Source organism: Aeromonas sp. FDAARGOS 1417 (assembly GCF_019046985.1).
In the GTDB taxonomy this organism is placed as follows: Bacteria; Pseudomonadota; Gammaproteobacteria; order Enterobacterales; family Aeromonadaceae; genus Aeromonas; species Aeromonas veronii.
Genome location: NZ_CP077221.1, coordinates 1,100,072 through 1,116,523, shown reverse-complemented (window position 1 = coordinate 1,116,523; position 16,452 = coordinate 1,100,072). Strand labels below are relative to the sequence as shown.

Annotated in this window: 15 protein-coding genes; 14 read left to right on the top strand and 1 reads right to left on the bottom strand. The window is 59.4% G+C overall.

The genetic code is table 11. The annotated features are described in order from the left end of the window. Positions 1-136: 136 nt before the first annotated feature. Both I6L47_RS04915 and iadA read left to right on the top strand, forming a co-directional pair. Entirely contained in the window at positions 137-916 is a 780-nt protein-coding gene (locus I6L47_RS04915) for an ABC transporter substrate-binding protein (protein WP_026034932.1), read from the top strand. Positions 917-982: 66 nt separating this feature from the next. Next, positions 983-2,113 (top strand): beta-aspartyl-peptidase, encoded by a 1,131-nt coding sequence (gene iadA, locus I6L47_RS04910; protein ID WP_216948804.1) that lies wholly within the window; start codon positions 983-985, stop codon positions 2,111-2,113. 103 nt (positions 2,114-2,216) lie between these two features. Here iadA and I6L47_RS04905 read toward each other — a convergent pair whose 3' ends face one another. Further along, entirely contained in the window at positions 2,217-3,119 is a 903-nt protein-coding gene (locus I6L47_RS04905) for a lysine exporter LysO family protein (protein WP_100647227.1), read from the bottom strand. A 532-nt stretch (positions 3,120-3,651) separates the two neighbouring features. Between I6L47_RS04905 and I6L47_RS04900 the strand changes: the two genes are divergently transcribed. The 12 genes from I6L47_RS04900 (at position 3,652) to pepT (ending at position 16,452) form a co-directional block, all read left to right on the top strand. Further along, complete coding sequence (locus tag I6L47_RS04900; protein WP_005337310.1) at positions 3,652-4,422, top strand: ABC transporter ATP-binding protein; 771 nt, start codon at positions 3,652-3,654, stop codon at positions 4,420-4,422. A gap of 49 nt (positions 4,423-4,471) precedes the next feature. Further along, positions 4,472-5,245: an ABC transporter substrate-binding protein gene (locus I6L47_RS04895; protein WP_005337307.1), complete on the top strand. Its 774-nt coding sequence runs from the start codon at positions 4,472-4,474 to the stop codon at positions 5,243-5,245. A gap of 185 nt (positions 5,246-5,430) precedes the next feature. Then, positions 5,431-6,171 (top strand): ABC transporter permease, encoded by a 741-nt coding sequence (locus I6L47_RS04890; RefSeq protein WP_005352911.1) that lies wholly within the window; start codon positions 5,431-5,433, stop codon positions 6,169-6,171. A gap of 93 nt (positions 6,172-6,264) precedes the next feature. Further along, positions 6,265-6,957 (top strand): ABC transporter permease, encoded by a 693-nt coding sequence (locus I6L47_RS04885; protein WP_005337302.1) that lies wholly within the window; start codon positions 6,265-6,267, stop codon positions 6,955-6,957. Positions 6,958-7,133: 176 nt separating this feature from the next. Further along, the gene (locus tag I6L47_RS04880) at positions 7,134-7,793 is read left to right on the top strand and encodes a TIGR01621 family pseudouridine synthase (RefSeq protein WP_139462179.1); all 660 of its coding nucleotides are present in this window, start codon (positions 7,134-7,136) and stop codon (positions 7,791-7,793) included. 26 nt (positions 7,794-7,819) lie between these two features. Then, positions 7,820-8,488, top strand: a complete 669-nt coding sequence (locus tag I6L47_RS04875) for an HAD family hydrolase (RefSeq protein WP_216948803.1) — start codon at positions 7,820-7,822, stop codon at positions 8,486-8,488. Between the two features lie 224 nt (positions 8,489-8,712). Next, positions 8,713-9,849, top strand: coding sequence for a 4-hydroxyphenylpyruvate dioxygenase (gene hppD / locus I6L47_RS04870; protein ID WP_064341989.1), 1,137 nt, complete (start codon positions 8,713-8,715; stop codon positions 9,847-9,849). Then, entirely contained in the window at positions 9,842-10,993 is a 1,152-nt protein-coding gene (locus tag I6L47_RS04865) for a homogentisate 1,2-dioxygenase (RefSeq protein WP_064341988.1), read from the top strand. The genes hppD and I6L47_RS04865 overlap by 8 nt, the downstream gene beginning before the upstream one ends. Before the next feature lie 10 nt (positions 10,994-11,003). After that, positions 11,004-11,999 (top strand): fumarylacetoacetate hydrolase family protein, encoded by a 996-nt coding sequence (locus I6L47_RS04860; protein ID WP_103251546.1) that lies wholly within the window; start codon positions 11,004-11,006, stop codon positions 11,997-11,999. 139 nt (positions 12,000-12,138) lie between these two features. Continuing rightward, the gene (gene maiA / locus I6L47_RS04855) at positions 12,139-12,774 is read left to right on the top strand and encodes a maleylacetoacetate isomerase (RefSeq protein WP_216948802.1); all 636 of its coding nucleotides are present in this window, start codon (positions 12,139-12,141) and stop codon (positions 12,772-12,774) included. 458 nt (positions 12,775-13,232) lie between these two features. Further along, positions 13,233-14,729, top strand: coding sequence for a C69 family dipeptidase (locus tag I6L47_RS04850; RefSeq protein WP_216948801.1), 1,497 nt, complete (start codon positions 13,233-13,235; stop codon positions 14,727-14,729). A gap of 484 nt (positions 14,730-15,213) precedes the next feature. Further along, the gene (gene pepT, locus I6L47_RS04845; RefSeq protein ID WP_216948800.1) at positions 15,214-16,452 is read left to right on the top strand and encodes a peptidase T; all 1,239 of its coding nucleotides are present in this window, start codon (positions 15,214-15,216) and stop codon (positions 16,450-16,452) included.

Here is a 16,452-nt window from a genome sequence, read left to right as displayed (position 1 = left end):
CCCCTGGAGCAGTTCACTGACGCCCGCTTGGGCGTGATCTCGCTCATCCAGATTTTGCCGCTTTTGGTCATCGCATGCATTCGCCTGCGGTGCCTTGTCCGCGCCTGTGCGCTTTTTATGTAATGGAGTACTCAAGATGAAGATCAGACTGACCCTCTCAGCCCTGTTTGTTGCCAGCCTGCTGGCCACCCCCGCCATGGCCAAGGAGTGGAAAACCGTGCGTTTCGGGGTGGAGGGGGCCTACCCGCCCTTCTCCTGGACCGATGCATCGGGCGAGATCAAGGGGTTTGATATCGATCTCGCCAACGCCCTGTGTCAGCAGATGGCGGTCAAGTGCGAGTTGGTGGCGCAGGATTGGGACGGCATGATCCCGGCCCTGCTGTCGCGTAAATACGACGCCATCATCGCCGCCATGTCGATCACCGACGAGCGGCGCCAGAAGGTCGATTTCACCGAGAAATATGCCCATATTCCCAATCGCTTTGTGGCAGCCAAGGGGACCGAGCTGACATTGACCCCGGAAGGCATGGCGGGCAAGCGCATCGGGGTGCAGCGTGCCACCACCCACGACAAGTACCTGACCGACAATTTTGGCTCGAATGTCACCATCGTCCGCTACGGCAATGCCGATGAGGCCTATCTCGATCTGAAGGCGGGTCGGGTGCTGGCCCTGCTGGCCGATGCCTCTGCCATCGAGCAGGGGCTGCTTGGCAAAGAGGGGGGCGACAAGTTCGACTATGTGGGGCCCGCCCTGACCGATCGCCAGTGGTTTGGTGATGGCATGGGGATCGCCGTGCGCAAGAGCGATAAGGAGCTCAAGGGCAAGCTGGACGAGGCGATCAAGGCCCTGCGTGCCAACGGCACCTATCAGCAGATCAACCAGAAGTACTTCAAGTACGATATATATGGTGGTTGACGGGGGGAGGGAGCTTGCTCCCTCTCTTTTCATTGGGCAAGCGACAATCGTGCAAGGAGGATCGCCATGTTGACCCTGATCGAGGGGGCCGAGATCTTCAGCCCTACCCACCTTGGCCAGCAGGATCTGCTGGTGGCCGATGGCCGTATCGCCTGGATGGGCAAGGGGTTGACAGTGCCCGCAAACTGGCCGCTGCACAGGGTCGATGGTCGTGGCCGCTATCTGGTACCTGGGCTGGTGGATCCGCTGGCCCATATCACCGGCGGCGGCGGGGAGGGGGGCTTTGCCTTTCGCACCCCTGAGCTGGCGGCGAGCGAGGCGCTCAAGGCCGGCGTCACTACCCTGGTGGCGGCGCTTGGCACCGACAGCCTGACCCGCACTCCCGCGCAGGTGCTCGGCAAGGTGCGCGAGTTTCGCGCCGCCGGGGTGAGCGCCTTTATGTATACCGGCTCTTACCATCTGCCGGTCAAGACCCTGACCGGCACGGTGGAGTCGGACATCATCCTGATCCCCGAGGTATTGGGGGTGGGGGAGGTGGCCATCAGCGACCACAGATCCAGTGCGCCGACCCACGACGAGCTGGCCAGGCTTGCCAGCGAGGCGCGAGTGGCCGGGCTGCTTGCGGGCAAGAGCGGGGTCAGCTTCTTCCATGTCGGGGATGGCAAGGGGGCATTGGCGCCCCTGCGGGCCCTGCGCGATGAGACCGACATTCCGCTGCGCCAGCTCTATCCCACTCACTGCAACCGCAACCCCTGGCTCTTTGCCGAGGCCATCGAGTGGGGCAAGGCGGGAGGTTGGGTCGACCTCACCACCTCGAGCTTTCCCGATCTGCTGGAGGATGGCGAGCGGCTTGCCGCCGATGCGTTTCTCGAGCTGCTGGCTGCCAACGTGCCTGCCGATCGCATCACCTTCAGCTCGGATGCCAACGCCAGCCTGCCGCGCTTTGATGGCGAAGGGCGGCTAATCGAGATGCGCTGTGGTCAGATTGCCAGCCTGTGGCTGCAGTGTGTGCGCGCGACCCGGCTCGGTGTCTCGCTGGAGAGGGCGTTGGCCGTGGTGACGAGCAATCCGGCGCAGGCGCTGGGGCTCGGCTGCAAGGGGCGTATCGGGGTCGGACAGGATGCGGATCTGCTGCTGGTGCACGACCGGACGTTTGCTATCGAACGGGTGATGAGTGGCGGCCAGTGGCGCGAATAAGGCTGCGGGCAATATCGTAGTCAGTGCGAGAGCGTGGTTGCTCCAAACAGCAAAAGCCCGACAACAAGGTCGGGCTTTTTGATCTGCAATGTGGGAATAAGGCTTAGATCGCCAGAAACCCGAGGATCAGGATGGGGCCGAGCAGGCTCAGGATAAAGCCGGAGACAATGGCCACCGGCACCACCTGAATGCCCCCTGATTTCTGGATAACCGGCAGGGTGAAGTCCAGCGCCGTGGCGCCACCGTAACCGATGGCCGCTGAGGGGTGGCGTCGCATCAGGACCGGGATGATCAGAATGGCGATAAGCTCGCGCCCAAGATCGTTGATAAAGGCAGCAGAACCGAGCACCGGCCCCAGTTTGTCGGCCACCAGAATGCCGGAGAGCGAATACCAGCCGAAGCTCGAGCTCATCGCCAGACCATGGGCAAAGGGCATGCCCAGCAACTGGGCCGCCAGCAGGCTGCCCAGCCAGCTGCTGAGGATGACGGTGGCGGCGATCTTCATCCCCCAGGGGTTGAGCAGGATCTGGCGCAGCCGCATGCCGGAGTTGCGCATCTGCACCCCGATGAGAAACAGCAGCAGCATCAGGGCCCACTCACTCCACTTGTCGATGGGCAGGGCGCGCAGATCCACCAGTAGACCCAGCAGCACACCGCCGAGCACCACAAAGCAGAGCTGCAGGGATTCCCACAACAGGTGCAGCTTGCTCGGCATTTTGCTATCGCTCGCCTCGTGGGTCGGCGGCGTGCGCTTGTCGAGCCACCAGAGGGCCAGCAGGTTGCAGATCGTGATCGCGGTCAGCATCACCCCGGCGACCTTGAAGATCACCGCCAGATTGCTGCCCAGGTTCTCCACATAGGCAAGCCCGAGCCCCATCAGAAACAGAATGAGGTAGACCATCTTGCCCAGGCTCTGGTTGACCAGCTTGATCAGTCGGGCAGAGGAGAGGGGAACCAGATAGCCGATTGCCAGTGGCAACAGGATCAGCAACACATTGAGCAGCATCGAGGCCTCGATCACAAAAACTGATAAAAACACCACCTTATCATTACTTATTGGCTCTGTGTCACATATCTCTCGCTTTCATGGCCGAAAACAGCCCTTTTGGGGGCAGATTGTTACTTTTTTGCCACAACCTCTCTGTTTGATAAGGTTCTGTCCGAGCCCGAGTGCACCAATGAAATCAAGTTGATCCAATCGGGGGGCCGATATTTCGCTCGGCAAGGGGGTGCATAAAGCCATTTTGGTGCCGGTTTGGCACACATCACGCTTTTCTCTTGCCACTGATATGATTGGGGTATAAAAAGGCGTTATCGGAATAGCCATTGAAACGGCTGTTTATGCAAACAAAGTGCTGAAAAATACGCAAAGAGCGAATAAAAATAGAGCGAATCCCCTGAAGACCCTCGTTCTGTATTGTTTTTTCACTATCCGGGTGATATTTTCGCTGAAGGTTGCCATCGGTTAACTTTTTGTTAAATGGACGATGGTTGAGTCACGCCCCTGCGGCGTCTAGGGACAGACAAGGTTGTAATGGATGAGCGACGTTGCCGCACTGGAAGTACGTGATCTGCACAAATATTTTGGCACCCACGAAGTGCTCAAGGGCATCGACATGACCGCCCACAAGGGGGATGTGATCTCCCTTATCGGCTCCTCCGGCTCGGGGAAGTCGACCTTTCTTCGCTGTATCAATCTGCTCGAAACCCCCTCATCCGGCACCGTCTCGCTCCATGGCGAGCTGATCCGGATGAAAACCAGCCGCGCCGGCGAGCGGTTGCCCGAGGATATGCGTCAGGTGGAGCGGATCCGCAGCCGGCTGGCCATGGTGTTTCAAAGTTTCAATCTCTGGTCACACATGACCATCATGCAGAACATCATCGAAGTGCCAATCCAGGTGCTCAAGGTTCCTCGCGCCGAAGCACTGGCCAAGGCAGAGCAACTGCTCAACCGGGTTGGACTCTGGGAGCGGCGTGACTATTATCCCGGCCACCTCTCTGGTGGTCAGCAGCAGCGGGCCGCCATTGCCCGTGCGCTGGCGGTAGAGCCCGAGGTGATGCTGTTCGATGAACCCACCTCGGCGCTGGATCCCGAGCTGGTGGGGGAGGTGCTCGGCCTGATGCGCGAGCTGGCTGAAGAGGGGCGCACCATGCTGGTGGTGACCCACGAGATGTCGTTTGCCCGGGATGTATCGAACAAGGTGATGTTTCTGCATCAGGGGCGGGTGGAAGAGGAGGGCAACCCCAAGGAGATTTTCGCCCATCCCAAATCCGAGCGGTTCAAGCAATTCATCTCCTCCATCTACTGATGGCGGGATGCCTGGTTACCCAATCAACTGTTTTATCAAGGAGAGATACATGAACAAGCTGATGCTGGCGACAGCCGTAGTTACTGCCCTCGCGTCCGGTAGCCTGATGGCCAAGGAGTGGAAAGAAGTCCGGATCGGGGTTGAGGGTGCCTATCCCCCCTTCTCCTGGACCGAGCCCAGTGGCGAGGTGAAAGGCTTTGATATCGACATCGCCAACGCCCTGTGCGAAGAGATGAAAGTGAAGTGCACCCTGGTCAAGCAGGACTGGGACGGCATCATTCCGGCGCTGCTGTCACGCAAGTTTGACGCCATCATCGCCACCATGGACATCACAGAAGAGCGCAAGAAGAAGGTGGACTTCACCCAGAAGTACCAGCACATTCCGGCCCGCTTCGCCGCCAAGAAGGGCACTGACGTGCAGCTCGACAAAGCCTTTATGGAAGGCAAGTCCGTCGCGGTGCAGCGTGCGACCTCCATGGATACCTTTATTACCGACAACTTCCCCAACGCCACCATCAAGCGTTACGGCACCGCCGATGAAGCCTATCTCGATCTGAAATCCGGTCGTGTGGACTATGTGCTGGCCGATTCTGCCGCCATCACCGACGGTCTGCTGAAGAAAGAGGGCGGTGATGCCTTCGAATTCGTCGGCCCGAAACTGACCGATCCCAAGTGGTTTGGCGAGGGTGCCGGTATTGCGGTGCGCAAGGCTGACAAGGATCTGAAAGAGAAATTCAACGCCGCCATTCTGGCGCTGCGTGCCAACGGCAAGTACAAGGAAATCAACGACAAGTACTTCGAGTTCGACGTATATGGCGAGTAAGTCCAAAGACGTCTACGACAAGTAACGACAGGTTGATCCCGTCAGTAGTCATCGGGCCCGTCACCTCCCTGAGGGAGTTTACGGGCCCGCATTGATTGCAATGGAGCTGCACATATTTCATTCGAACTGCTATGGAGCCTTCTGGCTAGCAGGTGCGTGAAGATTCAGTGGCGATGGAGCTGCATATGTTTGATTTGAAAGGATACGAAGCCTCGCTGCTGGAGGGCGCCTGGGTCACCCTGGAAGTGGCGCTGGCCTCCCTGCTGCTGGCGTTGCTGCTGGGGATGCTGGGGGCGCTGGCCAAACTCTCTCCCTACAAGTGGGCCCGGGCCATCGCCACCGGCTACACCACCATCATTCGCGGCATCCCCGATCTGGTGCTGATGATGCTGCTCTTCTTTGGTGGTCAGGTGCTGATCAACGGCATCTGCACCTGGGTCAACGAGACTTACAACAGCTGGCTACTGGAGAGTAATCCCAATCAGGAGTGGGTCTCCCTGCTCCCGGACTATATCGACATCAGCCCCTTTGTGGCCGGTGTCGCGACCATCGGTTTTATCTTCGGCGCTTACATGACCGAGACCTTTCGCGGCGCCATTCTGGCGGTGGACAAAGGCGAGCTGGAGGCAGCACGGGCCTTTGGCATGCGGGCAACCCAGGTGTTTGTGCGGATCCTCTTCCCCCAGATGATGCGACACGCTCTGCCCGGGTTTGGCAACAACTGGCTGGTGCTGCTGAAAACCACCGCGCTGGTCTCCATCATCGGCCTCGATGACATGGTGCGCAAAGCCTCGCTGGCGGCAGGCTCGACCCAGCAACCCTTCACCTTCTACATGGCGGTGGCGCTGATCTTCCTGATCTTCACCGCAGTCTCCACCTCGGCGCTCAAGTGGGCCGAGCGTCACTATGCCATCAAGACGAGGTAAGCCATGTCGTACTCAATGCAGTCATCCGTTTACTGTGAGCGTTGCGGTGCCAGTGCCGAGCGTCACTACATCACGATGAAGACGAGGTAAGCCATGGATTTCTCAATCATTCTCAAAGAGTGGCCCACCTACTGGGAGGGGCTCTATACCACCGTCTGGCTGGTGGCCCTCTCTCTGATCCTTGGTCTGATGCTGGCGGTGCCCATGGGCATCCTGCGCAATAGCCGCAACTGGCTGATCAAGGGGCCGATCTGGGCCTATATCTACTTCTTTCGCGGCACCCCGCTGCTGGTGCAGCTCTTTATCATCTACTACGGCGCCGCCCAGTGGGAGTGGCTGAAGAACAGTGCCGCCTGGTCGCTCTTCTCCGAAGCCTGGTTCTGCGCCCTGCTGGCCTTCACCCTCAATACCGCCGCCTATACCGCCGAGATCGTGCGCGGGGCGGTACACAATATGCCGCGCGGCCAGATTGAGGCCGCCAACGCCTTTGGCATGACCCGCTGGCAGACCCTGACACGGATCATTTTGCCCAACTCGTTTCGTCGGGCGCTGCCGGCTTACAGCAACGAGGTGATCTTCATGCTGCAGGGCTCGGCGGTGGCGGGCATCATCACCATCGTCGATCTGACCGGCGCGGCGCGGATCATCAACTCCCGCTACTACAGTCCGTTCGAGGCGTTTTTGACCGCGGGGCTGCTCTATATGCTGCTCACTTTTGTCATCGTCTGGCTGTTCAAGAAGTGGGAAGCGCGCTGGCACGCCCACCTGCGCCCGCGCAATGTGTAAGGGTTGACCTGCCAAGATGAGCGAAAATGGCTCCGCCTGTTGCAGGCGGGGCCATTTTTTATTTTCATCCTCTGCCCGCCCGGTTTGCCAAATGGCGGCCGAGCAGGGAGAATGCAGCACTCCCGAGCGCCGCCAGCCGTTGGCTGCGTGCCTTATCCCCCAGTTCCCGAGGTTTTATGTACCGGATATTGTTTGAGCATCCCGCTTTCCTGGTTATCGACAAGCAGCCCGGCATCGGCATGCACGACGAGAAGGGGGACGGTGAGTCGGTCAATCCGGGGCTGGTCAATCGCGTGAAGGCCGATACAGGGCTGACCCTCTATCCGGTGCACCGGCTCGACAAGATGACCTCCGGCTTGGTGCTGCTGGCCCGCACCACGGAGGCGAATCGCGAGCTGAGCATGGCCTTTGCGGCCCGTGAGGTGAGCAAACAGTATCTGGCGCTCTCCGATCGCAAACCCAAGAAGAAGCAGGGCTGGGTGAAGGGGGATATGCAAAAGGGGCGTGGCGGCAGCTGGATGCTGGTGCGCACGCTGGATAATCCTGCCATCAGCTGGTTCGATTCGGTGTCGGTGCGCGAGGGGCTGCGGCTCTATCGCATCAAGCCCCAGACCGGCAAGACCCACCAGATCCGGGTTGCCCTCAAAAGTATCGGTGCCCCCATCCTCGGGGATGAGCGCTATGGCGGTACGCCAGCCGATCGCGGCTATCTGCATGCCTGGCGACTGAGTTTTACCCTGGCGGGCGAGCCGTTCGACTTTGTCTGCCCGCCCGATGTGGGGAGTGAATTTGTCACTCCCGAGCTCACGGCAGCCATCGCAGCCCTTGCGCCCTGATGCTGATGCGCCCAGCACCTGATACCATGATCCATTCAGCGAAAGAGCGTGATCCTGACGGACGTGCACCGCGCTGGATCCTGGCCGACTTTGACGACACCCTGGCCCCCGGCGACAGCCACGCCGGTCTGCTGCGCTATATCCTGCGCCGACGGATCTGGCCGTTGTTGCTGTTGCCAGTGATTGCGCTCGGTGGTTTGGTCTATCTGGTGCCCAGCCAGCGGCGGCGCGGTATCTCCCTTATCTGGTGGGCCATCACCTTGGGGCTTTCCCCTTTGGGCTGGCGCAAGCTGGTGCGTGCCTATTGCCGCACCAGGCCGGGGCTGTATCGTCAGGCTCGCGAATTGCTGCAAAGTGAGGGCGCGCGCTGCTGGGTGATCTCCGCCAGTCCCTGCGCGCTGGTGCGAGCCCAGCTCTATCAGCAACTGCCCGGCCAGTTGCCCCACCGGATCATTGGCTCGCAGATGCACTACCGTTTTGGCGGCCTGATGCCGCGCTTCTATTGCCACGGCCAGCACAAGCTGCTGCCGGAGATTTGCGCCCTCGATGCCGAATTGGCCTTGAGTGACAGCCTGCACGATCTGCCGCTGCTGGGGTTGGGGAAAGAGGCGTGGTTGATCAATCCGACGCCCACGCGACTGCAAAAGGCCCGGGCCTGCTTGCCCCATCTGATGATCAAAAACTGGCAACTGTAAGCCAAAGCTGACAGTCCTGCGGGTCGTCACCGTTTGACCCGCAAGGCTGTGGCTTGAATGTCACAATCCATTTACATCTTTTGCTGCCAGCTGCGAAAAACTATCTGCAACCCGCCTCTTCTCTTCCTGCTACGCCCTGCTTCTAATGAAACAAGTTGTTAACACTTGCCGCACCGCTGGGTGCTGCAATCCGTTTTAACCGAATCAAGAGCAAGGAGCGCCCGATGAATGCCACCTCTTCCGCCACCCATACCATCAATCCGTTAGGCACTGACGGTTTCGAGTTTGTCGAGTACACGGCCCCCGATGCCAAGGGGATTGCTGCCCTCAAGAGCCTGTTCGTTTCGCTTGGGTTTGCCGAGGTCGCCAAGCACAAACACAAGCAGTGTTGGCTCTACCGGCAGGGGGATATCAACTTTGTGGTCAATGCCGAGCCTCACTCCCAGGCGGAGCAGTTTGCCAGCCTGCACGGGCCGAGCGTTTGTGGCATGGCATTTCGGGTGAGCGATGCGGGCAAAGCTCAGCAGTACGCCATCGCCAAGGGGGCCAAGCCTTTTGTCGGCAAGATTGGGCCGATGGAGCTCAATATTCCCGCCATCTACGGTATCGGCGAGAGCACGCTCTCCTTTGTCGACCGCTATGGCGACAAGGGCTCCATTTATGACGTGGATTTTGTCTTCTACCCCGACTGGCAGGCCCGGATGGCGGAGGTGGATGCCGGTCTTATGGAGATCGATCACCTGACCCATAACGTCCATCGCGGCAATATGGATGTCTGGTCCAACTTCTACGAGCGGATCGGCAACTTCCGTGAAATTCGCTACTTCGATATCGAGGGCAAGCTGACCGGGCTGCACTCCCGTGCCATGACCGCGCCTTGTGGCAAGATCCGCATCCCCATCAACGAGTCGGCGGATGACAAGTCCCAGATCGAGGAGTATCTGCGCCAGTACAAGGGGGAGGGGATCCAGCACATCGCCATGGCCTCCAGCAATATCTACCACACCATCCGCACCCTGCGCAGCCGCGGTACCGGCTTTATGCCGACGCCCGATACCTACTACGAGAAGGTGAATAGCCGGGTCGAGGGGCATCAGGAGGATCTGGCGGCCCTCAAAGAGCTGCGCATTCTCATCGACGGCTCCCCCACCAAGGATGGCATCTTGCTGCAGATCTTCACCGATACCGTGATAGGCCCGGTCTTCTTCGAGATCATCCAGCGCAAGGGCAACGAAGGGTTTGGCGAGGGCAATTTCAAGGCGCTGTTTGAATCGATCGAGCTGGACCAGATCCGCCGCGGCGTGCTGGATGGCGGTGAGGATGAGAAGGGTGCCCGCAAAGAGGGAGCGAGCAATGCGTAACTGGATTAACTTCCCCCATCGGGAGGGGACCCACTCCCGGCAGGCCCATGCCGACCTGCCGGAACAGGCCATCTATGAGCGCGAGCTGGGGCGAAGCGGCTTTTTCGGCCCAGCTACCCACATGCACCACAAGCATGCCCCCACCGACTGGAGCAGTTGGGAGGGGCCGCTGCGGCCACGGCTGTTTGACCTCAATGCCCTGCAGGAGGAGGTGAGTTCCCTCTCCCCCTGGGTGGCTCCCGACATTCTCAGTAACCCCCACTGCCGCTATCGCATCTGGCGGCTCTCCGAGGCGATGCCGTTTCTGGTGCGCAACGCCGATGGCGACGAGCTGCTCTTTATTCACGAGGGGGGCGGCGAGTTCTTCTGCGATTACGGCCACCTGACTCTTCGCGATGGCGACTACGTGGTGATCCCCCGCGGCACCATGTGGCGCATTGAGCCCAGCGCGCCCATGTTCATCCTGATGATCGAGGCGACCAACGACAGCTACCAGCTGCCGGACAAGGGGCTGGTGGGCAATCACGCCATCTTCGACCCGGCTGCGCTCGATGTGCCCGCCATCAACGAACGCTTTCTGGCCCAGCAGGATGAGAATCCCTGGTCGCTGCAGGTGAAGCGCCACGATCAGGTGTCGGTCATCACCTGGCCCTTCAACCCGCTGGATGCACAAGGGTGGCACGGCGACTTGTGCGTGGTGCGCCTCAACTGGCGGGATATCCGCCCGCTGATGAGCCATCGCTACCATCTGCCGCCGTCGGCTCATTCGACCTTTGTGGCGAGTCGCTTCGTGATTTGTACCTTCGTGCCGCGCCCCATCGAGAGTGACCCCGGCGCCCTCAAGGTTCCCTTCTATCACAGCAATGACGATTACGACGAAGTGCTCTTCTACCATGCAGGGGACTTCTTCAGCCGGGACAATATCGAGCGGGGCATGGTCACCTTCCACCCTGCCGGTTTTACCCACGGCCCCCATCCCAAGGCGTTTGCGGCGGGGCAGGCCTATGCCAAGAAGTTCACCGACGAGGTGGCGGTGATGCTAGATACCCGCGATGCGCTGAACGTCGGCAGTCTGTGCGAAGGGATCGAGAACACCCGGTATGTATCCAGCTGGCAGCGCCCGGACGCTGCTGCCGGCAAATAAGGAATCGCTTATGAAATTGGCAACATTGAACAATGGCAAGCGCGATGGCGCTTTGGTGATAGTGAGCCGGGATCTGACCCGTGCGGTACGGGTGAGCGAGATTGCTCCCACCCTGCAGGCCGCCCTCGACGAGTGGGCCGAGGTTTCCCCCAGGCTGGAGGCTGTTTATCAGCAGCTTAACGAGGGCCACGTTGGTGAGGCGTTCCCCTTTGACGAAGCGTCTTGCCTCTCTCCGCTGCCGCGCGCCTACCAGTGGGCCGATGGCAGCGCCTATGTCAACCATGTGGAGCTGGTGCGCAAGGCGCGCGGCGCCGAGATGCCGGAAAGCTTCTGGCACGATCCGCTGATGTATCAGGGGGGCTCCGACAGCTTTTTGGCTCCCCGCGGGCCGATTGTCATGGGATCGGAGGAGTGGGGGATCGATTTCGAGTCGGAAGTCGCCATCATCACCGACGACGTGCCGATGGGGGTGAGCCAGCAGGGGGCCGCCAGTCACGTCAAGCTGCTGATGCTGGTCAACGATGTGAGCCTGCGCAACCTCATTCCGGGGGAGCTCGCCAAGGGATTTGGCTTCTTTCAGTCCAAGCCGTCTAGCGCCTTCTCGCCGGTGGCCATCACCCCGGATGAGCTAGGCGATGACTGGCGTGATGGCAAGGTGCATCTGCCGCTTCTGACTCACCTCAACGGTGCCCTGTTTGGTGCGCCAGAAGCCGGGGTGGACATGACCTTCAGCTTCTTCGAACTGATTGCCCATGCCGCCAAGACCCGTCCCCTTGGCGCTGGCTGCATCATCGGCTCGGGCACCGTCTCCAACTACGATCGCAGCGCCGGTTCATCCTGCATCGCCGAGCGCCGCATGCTGGAAATTCTTGATTGTGATCAAGCAATAACCCCCTATTTGCAGTTTGGTGATAGAGTGTCGATCGCGATGGAAGATCGCTCTGGCCAAAACCTGTTTGGCACTATCTCTCAACAGGTGGTGCCAGCGAGCGGTCAGGGAGGTTGATGGCCAGCGCCGGTTGGCGGCAAGGATATTCGGGATATGTCCGGATCACGACGAGCCCTCAACCGGTGCCGGATACACAAGGAGGCAGGTGGTGAGCACCTGCCGGGCTTCGGGCCCAGATAAGATGCAGGGACAGATTATGTTGCAGTTGTTTGGCTATTGGCGTTCGTCGGCAAGTTTTCGGGTGCGGATCGTGTTGCAGCTCAAGGGGCTCGCCTACGAGCAGCATCCCATCAATTTGCGGCAAGGCGAGCAGAGCGAGAAGGCTTATCGCCGGATAAACCCGCAAGGGTTGGTGCCGTTTCTGGTGGATGGCGATGTGCAGATCGGTCAGTCGGTCGCCATCATGGAGTACCTTGACGAGACCTATCCAGCCTACTCCCTGATGCCCTCTTCCCCCGACGCGCGGGCCCGAGTGCGTCAGATCGTCAACATGATCGCCTGCGATATCCACCCGCTCAACAATCTGCGGGTACTCAACTATCTGGAAGAGCACTTCAGGGCCAACAACGAGCAGGAGGCTCGCTGGTATCGCCACTGGATTGACGAGACCTTCACCGCCCTCGAACAGCTGTTGATGACCACCGCCGGTGTCTACTGCGTCGGCAACGAGGTGACCCTGGCCGACTGCATGCTGGTGCCTCAGGTCTACAACGGCCGCCGCTACGACATGACCCTGGACGATTACCCCACCATCCGCCGCATCGTCGCCAACTGCGAGCAGTTGCATGCCTTTATCAAGGCCGCCCCCGCCAATCAGCCGGACGCGCAGTGACCTACTGACTTGAATCGCGGGATGGCATCAACACGCCATCCCGCGCGTTATATCTCCTCATCTCTTTATTTCCCTTCTGTATGCGCCTTGCGTGCCTCGTGTTGACGGCTGAATGTCGCCAAGGATCCTGCACTTGTCACACTTATCAATATTTTGCATCGATTGAGTCTTTGTTGTTGGTGTTTTGGGCTGCCAGTCACACTTAAGTCAGTTGATTGGGCCTAGTATCGCCACGCCAGCGGAACAGCGGAAAGCAGAAATGCGCACAGGTCGCCTATCAGGGGGCCTTGGCTACCTCCCTGGTTTCCACGGTTTATCCGCACTGCTCTTTTTCGTGTTTACGGTTTGATGGCCCGCACTGTCCGGCCCGTGTCACCGCGCAGATCCCTTGTGACAGCGGCAGGTTGACTGGCGTGCCACCGCTTATTTGCAACCACCCTGTGCAACAAGGAGATCTCATGCATTCCTTCAAAAAGTGCGTCGTCGCACTCTCCATCAACCTTGCTCTCTTCTCGTCGGCGTTCGCCTGTACCACCTTGCTGGTCGGCAGTGAAGCCAGCGCCGATGGCTCCATGATGGTGGCCCGCAGCGCCGACAGCGATGCCCTGAAAGCCCAGCATTTCGTGATCCATCCGGCCAAGCAGGGGCAGAGCGGTATGCACAGCTCCAAGGCTCACAACGGTGCCAATGATTTCAGCTATCCCTTGCCGAAAAACTCCCTGCGCTATACCACGGTACCGAACTGGAAGACCCAACTGCACGGCGCCACCGGGTTCAACGAGAAGGGAGTCGGGGTGAGCGGCACCGAGTCCATTTTTGCCTCACCCGAAGCGCTCGCCTTTGACCCCTATGTGGAAGATAAGGGGATCACCGAGGATGACATTCCCGATGTGTTGCTCTCCCGGTCCACATCGGCCCGCGAGGCGATCTCGTTGCTTGGCAACATCATCGAGACCATAGGCGCGGGAGAGGGATTTGGTGTCGCCGTGGTGGATGATAACGAGCTCTGGTATCTGGAGACTGCCACCGGCCATCACTGGATGGCGCAGCGTCTGCCGAAAAATCACTACTTTGCCACCGGCAATCAGGGCCGCCTGCAGCAGTACGATCCGGCCAGTCCCGACATGATGGGATCGAAAAATCTGATCGAATTTGCCACCGAGAAGGGGCTCTACCATCCGCAAAAGGAGGGGGCGTTCAACTTCTCGAAAGCCTATACCCGCGATGACGAGCGGGACCGTACCTATAACGATCCGCGGGTCTGGACCATCCAGCAGATGTTCAACCCCTCGCTCAAGCAGGCGGTGGATGCCGGTCGCCAGTTCCCGGTCACCCTCTCCCCCGAGAAGAAGATGACGCTGGAGGAGGTCAAGGCGGTGCTGCGCAATCACTATGACGGCACCGAGCACGATCCCTACAGCAAGGGGTTGAACGGTCAGGAGCCGTGGCGCCCTGTCAGTGTGTTCCGCACCTACGAGTCCCACGTGATGCAGGTTCGCCCGTGGATGCCGCGTGAGGTGGGGGAGGTCACCTATGTTGGACTCGGCATGGCGGACTTGACCGCCTTCGTTCCCTACTACAGCGGTCTGGAAGCCTATCCGGCCCACTATGCCATGGGCAGCGACAAGGCCGACAGCGACTCCATTTATTGGAAATATCGCAAACTGCAGACTTTGGTAATGACCGATTACCCCAAACTGGCCCCCATGGTGAAGCAGGCGTACCAGAGCTGGGAGGCGAAGATCGCCAAAGAGCAGAAAGAGATGGAAGCCAACTACCTGAAAACGGTCAAGACCGACAAGGTTGCCGCCAACAGCATGCTCAACGACTTCAATCTGCGGGTGATGCAGGAGGCCGAAACGCTGACCGAGGATCTGACCAACCAGATCTTCACGGTGCGCACCCAGGATATTCAGGCCGATATCTTCTTCGCCAACAAGGCGAAGAAGGATTAACCGCGACGCACTCATCATGCCAACGAGGGGGATCGTCGGTCAGCCTGAGCGGTCGCCGGGCAGATCGGTTTCTCTGATCACTTTCCCACTATCGATGCCGGAGCCTGTGCTCCGGCATTTTTCCTTTATGACATCCCGCCAATGTGTCTGGCCCGGGTAGTGGATTTCGCTACCCGATACGAAAGCAGAGACTTTCATTCAGGTTTTTATTTCGCCTTTCAGCATATCGGTTACGTGATCAGCTACCCACTTTTGGTTATCTGAGAGCTTTTATGCGGTCTTTCGGTGTTATTTATCACTACCCATTGATTCGACTGTGATGGGCACTCTCTTTATCCATCTCATTTTTTCTCGTTAATCCAAGGCGTTATCTCTTCATCAGACGGCTGTTTGCAGAAAAAAGCGGCTGCTTTCTGAATAAGGCGACCGCGCCGCCGGATCTCGTCACGGCATCATATCCGTCACTACTCACAGGACTACCGCAATGCATATTGTCGACAGATTTTTGGGATACACCGCCATCAATACCACCACCAATCGTGAAGCGGGCGCCGCCGGGGTAATGCCCTCCTCCCCGGGGCAGCGGGTGCTGGCTGACAAGGTGGCAGAGGAGCTGATCGCCCTGGGGTTGACCGTGGAGGTGGCGGATAACGCCATCCTGACCGCCACACTTCCTGCCAATGTGGAGGGGGATCTGCCCACCGTGGCCTTCTTTGCTCATCTCGATACCAGTGCTGAACACACCAACGATACCCATGCCCAAGTAGTGGCCTATGAAGGGGGCGATATCTGCCTCAATGCCGACCAGCAGATCACCCTGCGTCTGAGCGAGTTCCCCGAGCTGGCCAACTATGTCGGTGATCGGATCATCGTGACCGACGGCACCAGCCTGCTGGGGGCCGATGACAAGGCGGCCATCGCCGCCATCGTCAATGCGGTTGCCTATCTGCAGGCACATCCGGAGATCCCCCACGGCACCATCAAAATTGGTCTGGTACCTGACGAGGAGCAGGGATTGCGCGGGGCCAAGGCGTTCGATATCGAACGTTTTGGCGCTGACTTCGCCTATACCCTCGACTGCTGCGGCATTGGCGAGCTGGTCTATGAGAACTGGAATGCGGGGGATGCGGAGTTTGTCTTTCACGGTGCCTCGGCCCACCCCATGTCGGCCAAGGGCAAGCTGAAGAACTCGCTGCTGATGGCGCACAAGTTTATCGCCATGCTGCCGGGGGGCGAAGCGCCCGAATATACCGAGGGGCGCGAGGGTTACTACTGGGTCAAGCAGATGCAGGGCAACAGCGCCCAAACTGTGCTCAAGCTGGATGTGCGCGACTTCACTCAGGATGGGTATCAGCAACGAATGACCCTGCTCGACACCCTCGGCAAGAGCTGTCAGGCCCTGTGGGGTGAGCAGAGCGTGAGTTACCACTTGAGCGATCGCTACAGCAATGTCTTCAACAGCTTGCAGGGGGAGAACCGCTATCCCATCGAACTGGCGCTGGCCGCCTACGAGACCCTTGGGATCACCCCAAACCCCATCCCGATGCGCGGTGGTTATGATGGTGCCGTGCTCTCCCAGAAGGGATTGCCTTGCCCGAACCTCTTCACCGGTGCCCACAACTTTCACACCATCTACGAGTACCTGCCGGTCAGCTCCCTCGAGGCGGCCAGTGCCGTGGTGATCGAGATAATCAAGCTCACCCACACCCGTTTCAGTCGCTAA

Bases quoted from the DNA above. Each gene is read 5' to 3' on its own strand.
- I6L47_RS04865 (WP_064341988.1), top strand. From the start codon at position 9,842: ATGCGTAACTGGATTAACTTCCCCCATCGGGAGGGGACCCACTCCCGG.
- I6L47_RS04860 (WP_103251546.1), top strand. From the start codon at position 11,004: ATGAAATTGGCAACATTGAACAATGGCAAGCGCGATGGCGCTTTGGTG.
- I6L47_RS04875 (WP_216948803.1), top strand. From the start codon at position 7,820: ATGATCCATTCAGCGAAAGAGCGTGATCCTGACGGACGTGCACCGCGC.
- I6L47_RS04880 (WP_139462179.1), top strand. From the start codon at position 7,134: ATGTACCGGATATTGTTTGAGCATCCCGCTTTCCTGGTTATCGACAAG.
- maiA (WP_216948802.1), top strand. From the start codon at position 12,139: ATGTTGCAGTTGTTTGGCTATTGGCGTTCGTCGGCAAGTTTTCGGGTG.
- I6L47_RS04915 (WP_026034932.1), top strand. From the start codon at position 137: ATGAAGATCAGACTGACCCTCTCAGCCCTGTTTGTTGCCAGCCTGCTG.
- I6L47_RS04905 (WP_100647227.1), bottom strand. From the start codon at position 3,119: ATGCTGCTCAATGTGTTGCTGATCCTGTTGCCACTGGCAATCGGCTAT.
- pepT (WP_216948800.1), top strand. From the start codon at position 15,214: ATGCATATTGTCGACAGATTTTTGGGATACACCGCCATCAATACCACC.
- I6L47_RS04895 (WP_005337307.1), top strand. From the start codon at position 4,472: ATGAACAAGCTGATGCTGGCGACAGCCGTAGTTACTGCCCTCGCGTCC.
- iadA (WP_216948804.1), top strand. From the start codon at position 983: ATGTTGACCCTGATCGAGGGGGCCGAGATCTTCAGCCCTACCCACCTT.
- I6L47_RS04885 (WP_005337302.1), top strand. From the start codon at position 6,265: ATGGATTTCTCAATCATTCTCAAAGAGTGGCCCACCTACTGGGAGGGG.
- I6L47_RS04850 (WP_216948801.1), top strand. From the start codon at position 13,233: ATGCATTCCTTCAAAAAGTGCGTCGTCGCACTCTCCATCAACCTTGCT.
- I6L47_RS04890 (WP_005352911.1), top strand. From the start codon at position 5,431: ATGTTTGATTTGAAAGGATACGAAGCCTCGCTGCTGGAGGGCGCCTGG.
- I6L47_RS04900 (WP_005337310.1), top strand. From the start codon at position 3,652: ATGAGCGACGTTGCCGCACTGGAAGTACGTGATCTGCACAAATATTTT.
- hppD (WP_064341989.1), top strand. From the start codon at position 8,713: ATGAATGCCACCTCTTCCGCCACCCATACCATCAATCCGTTAGGCACT.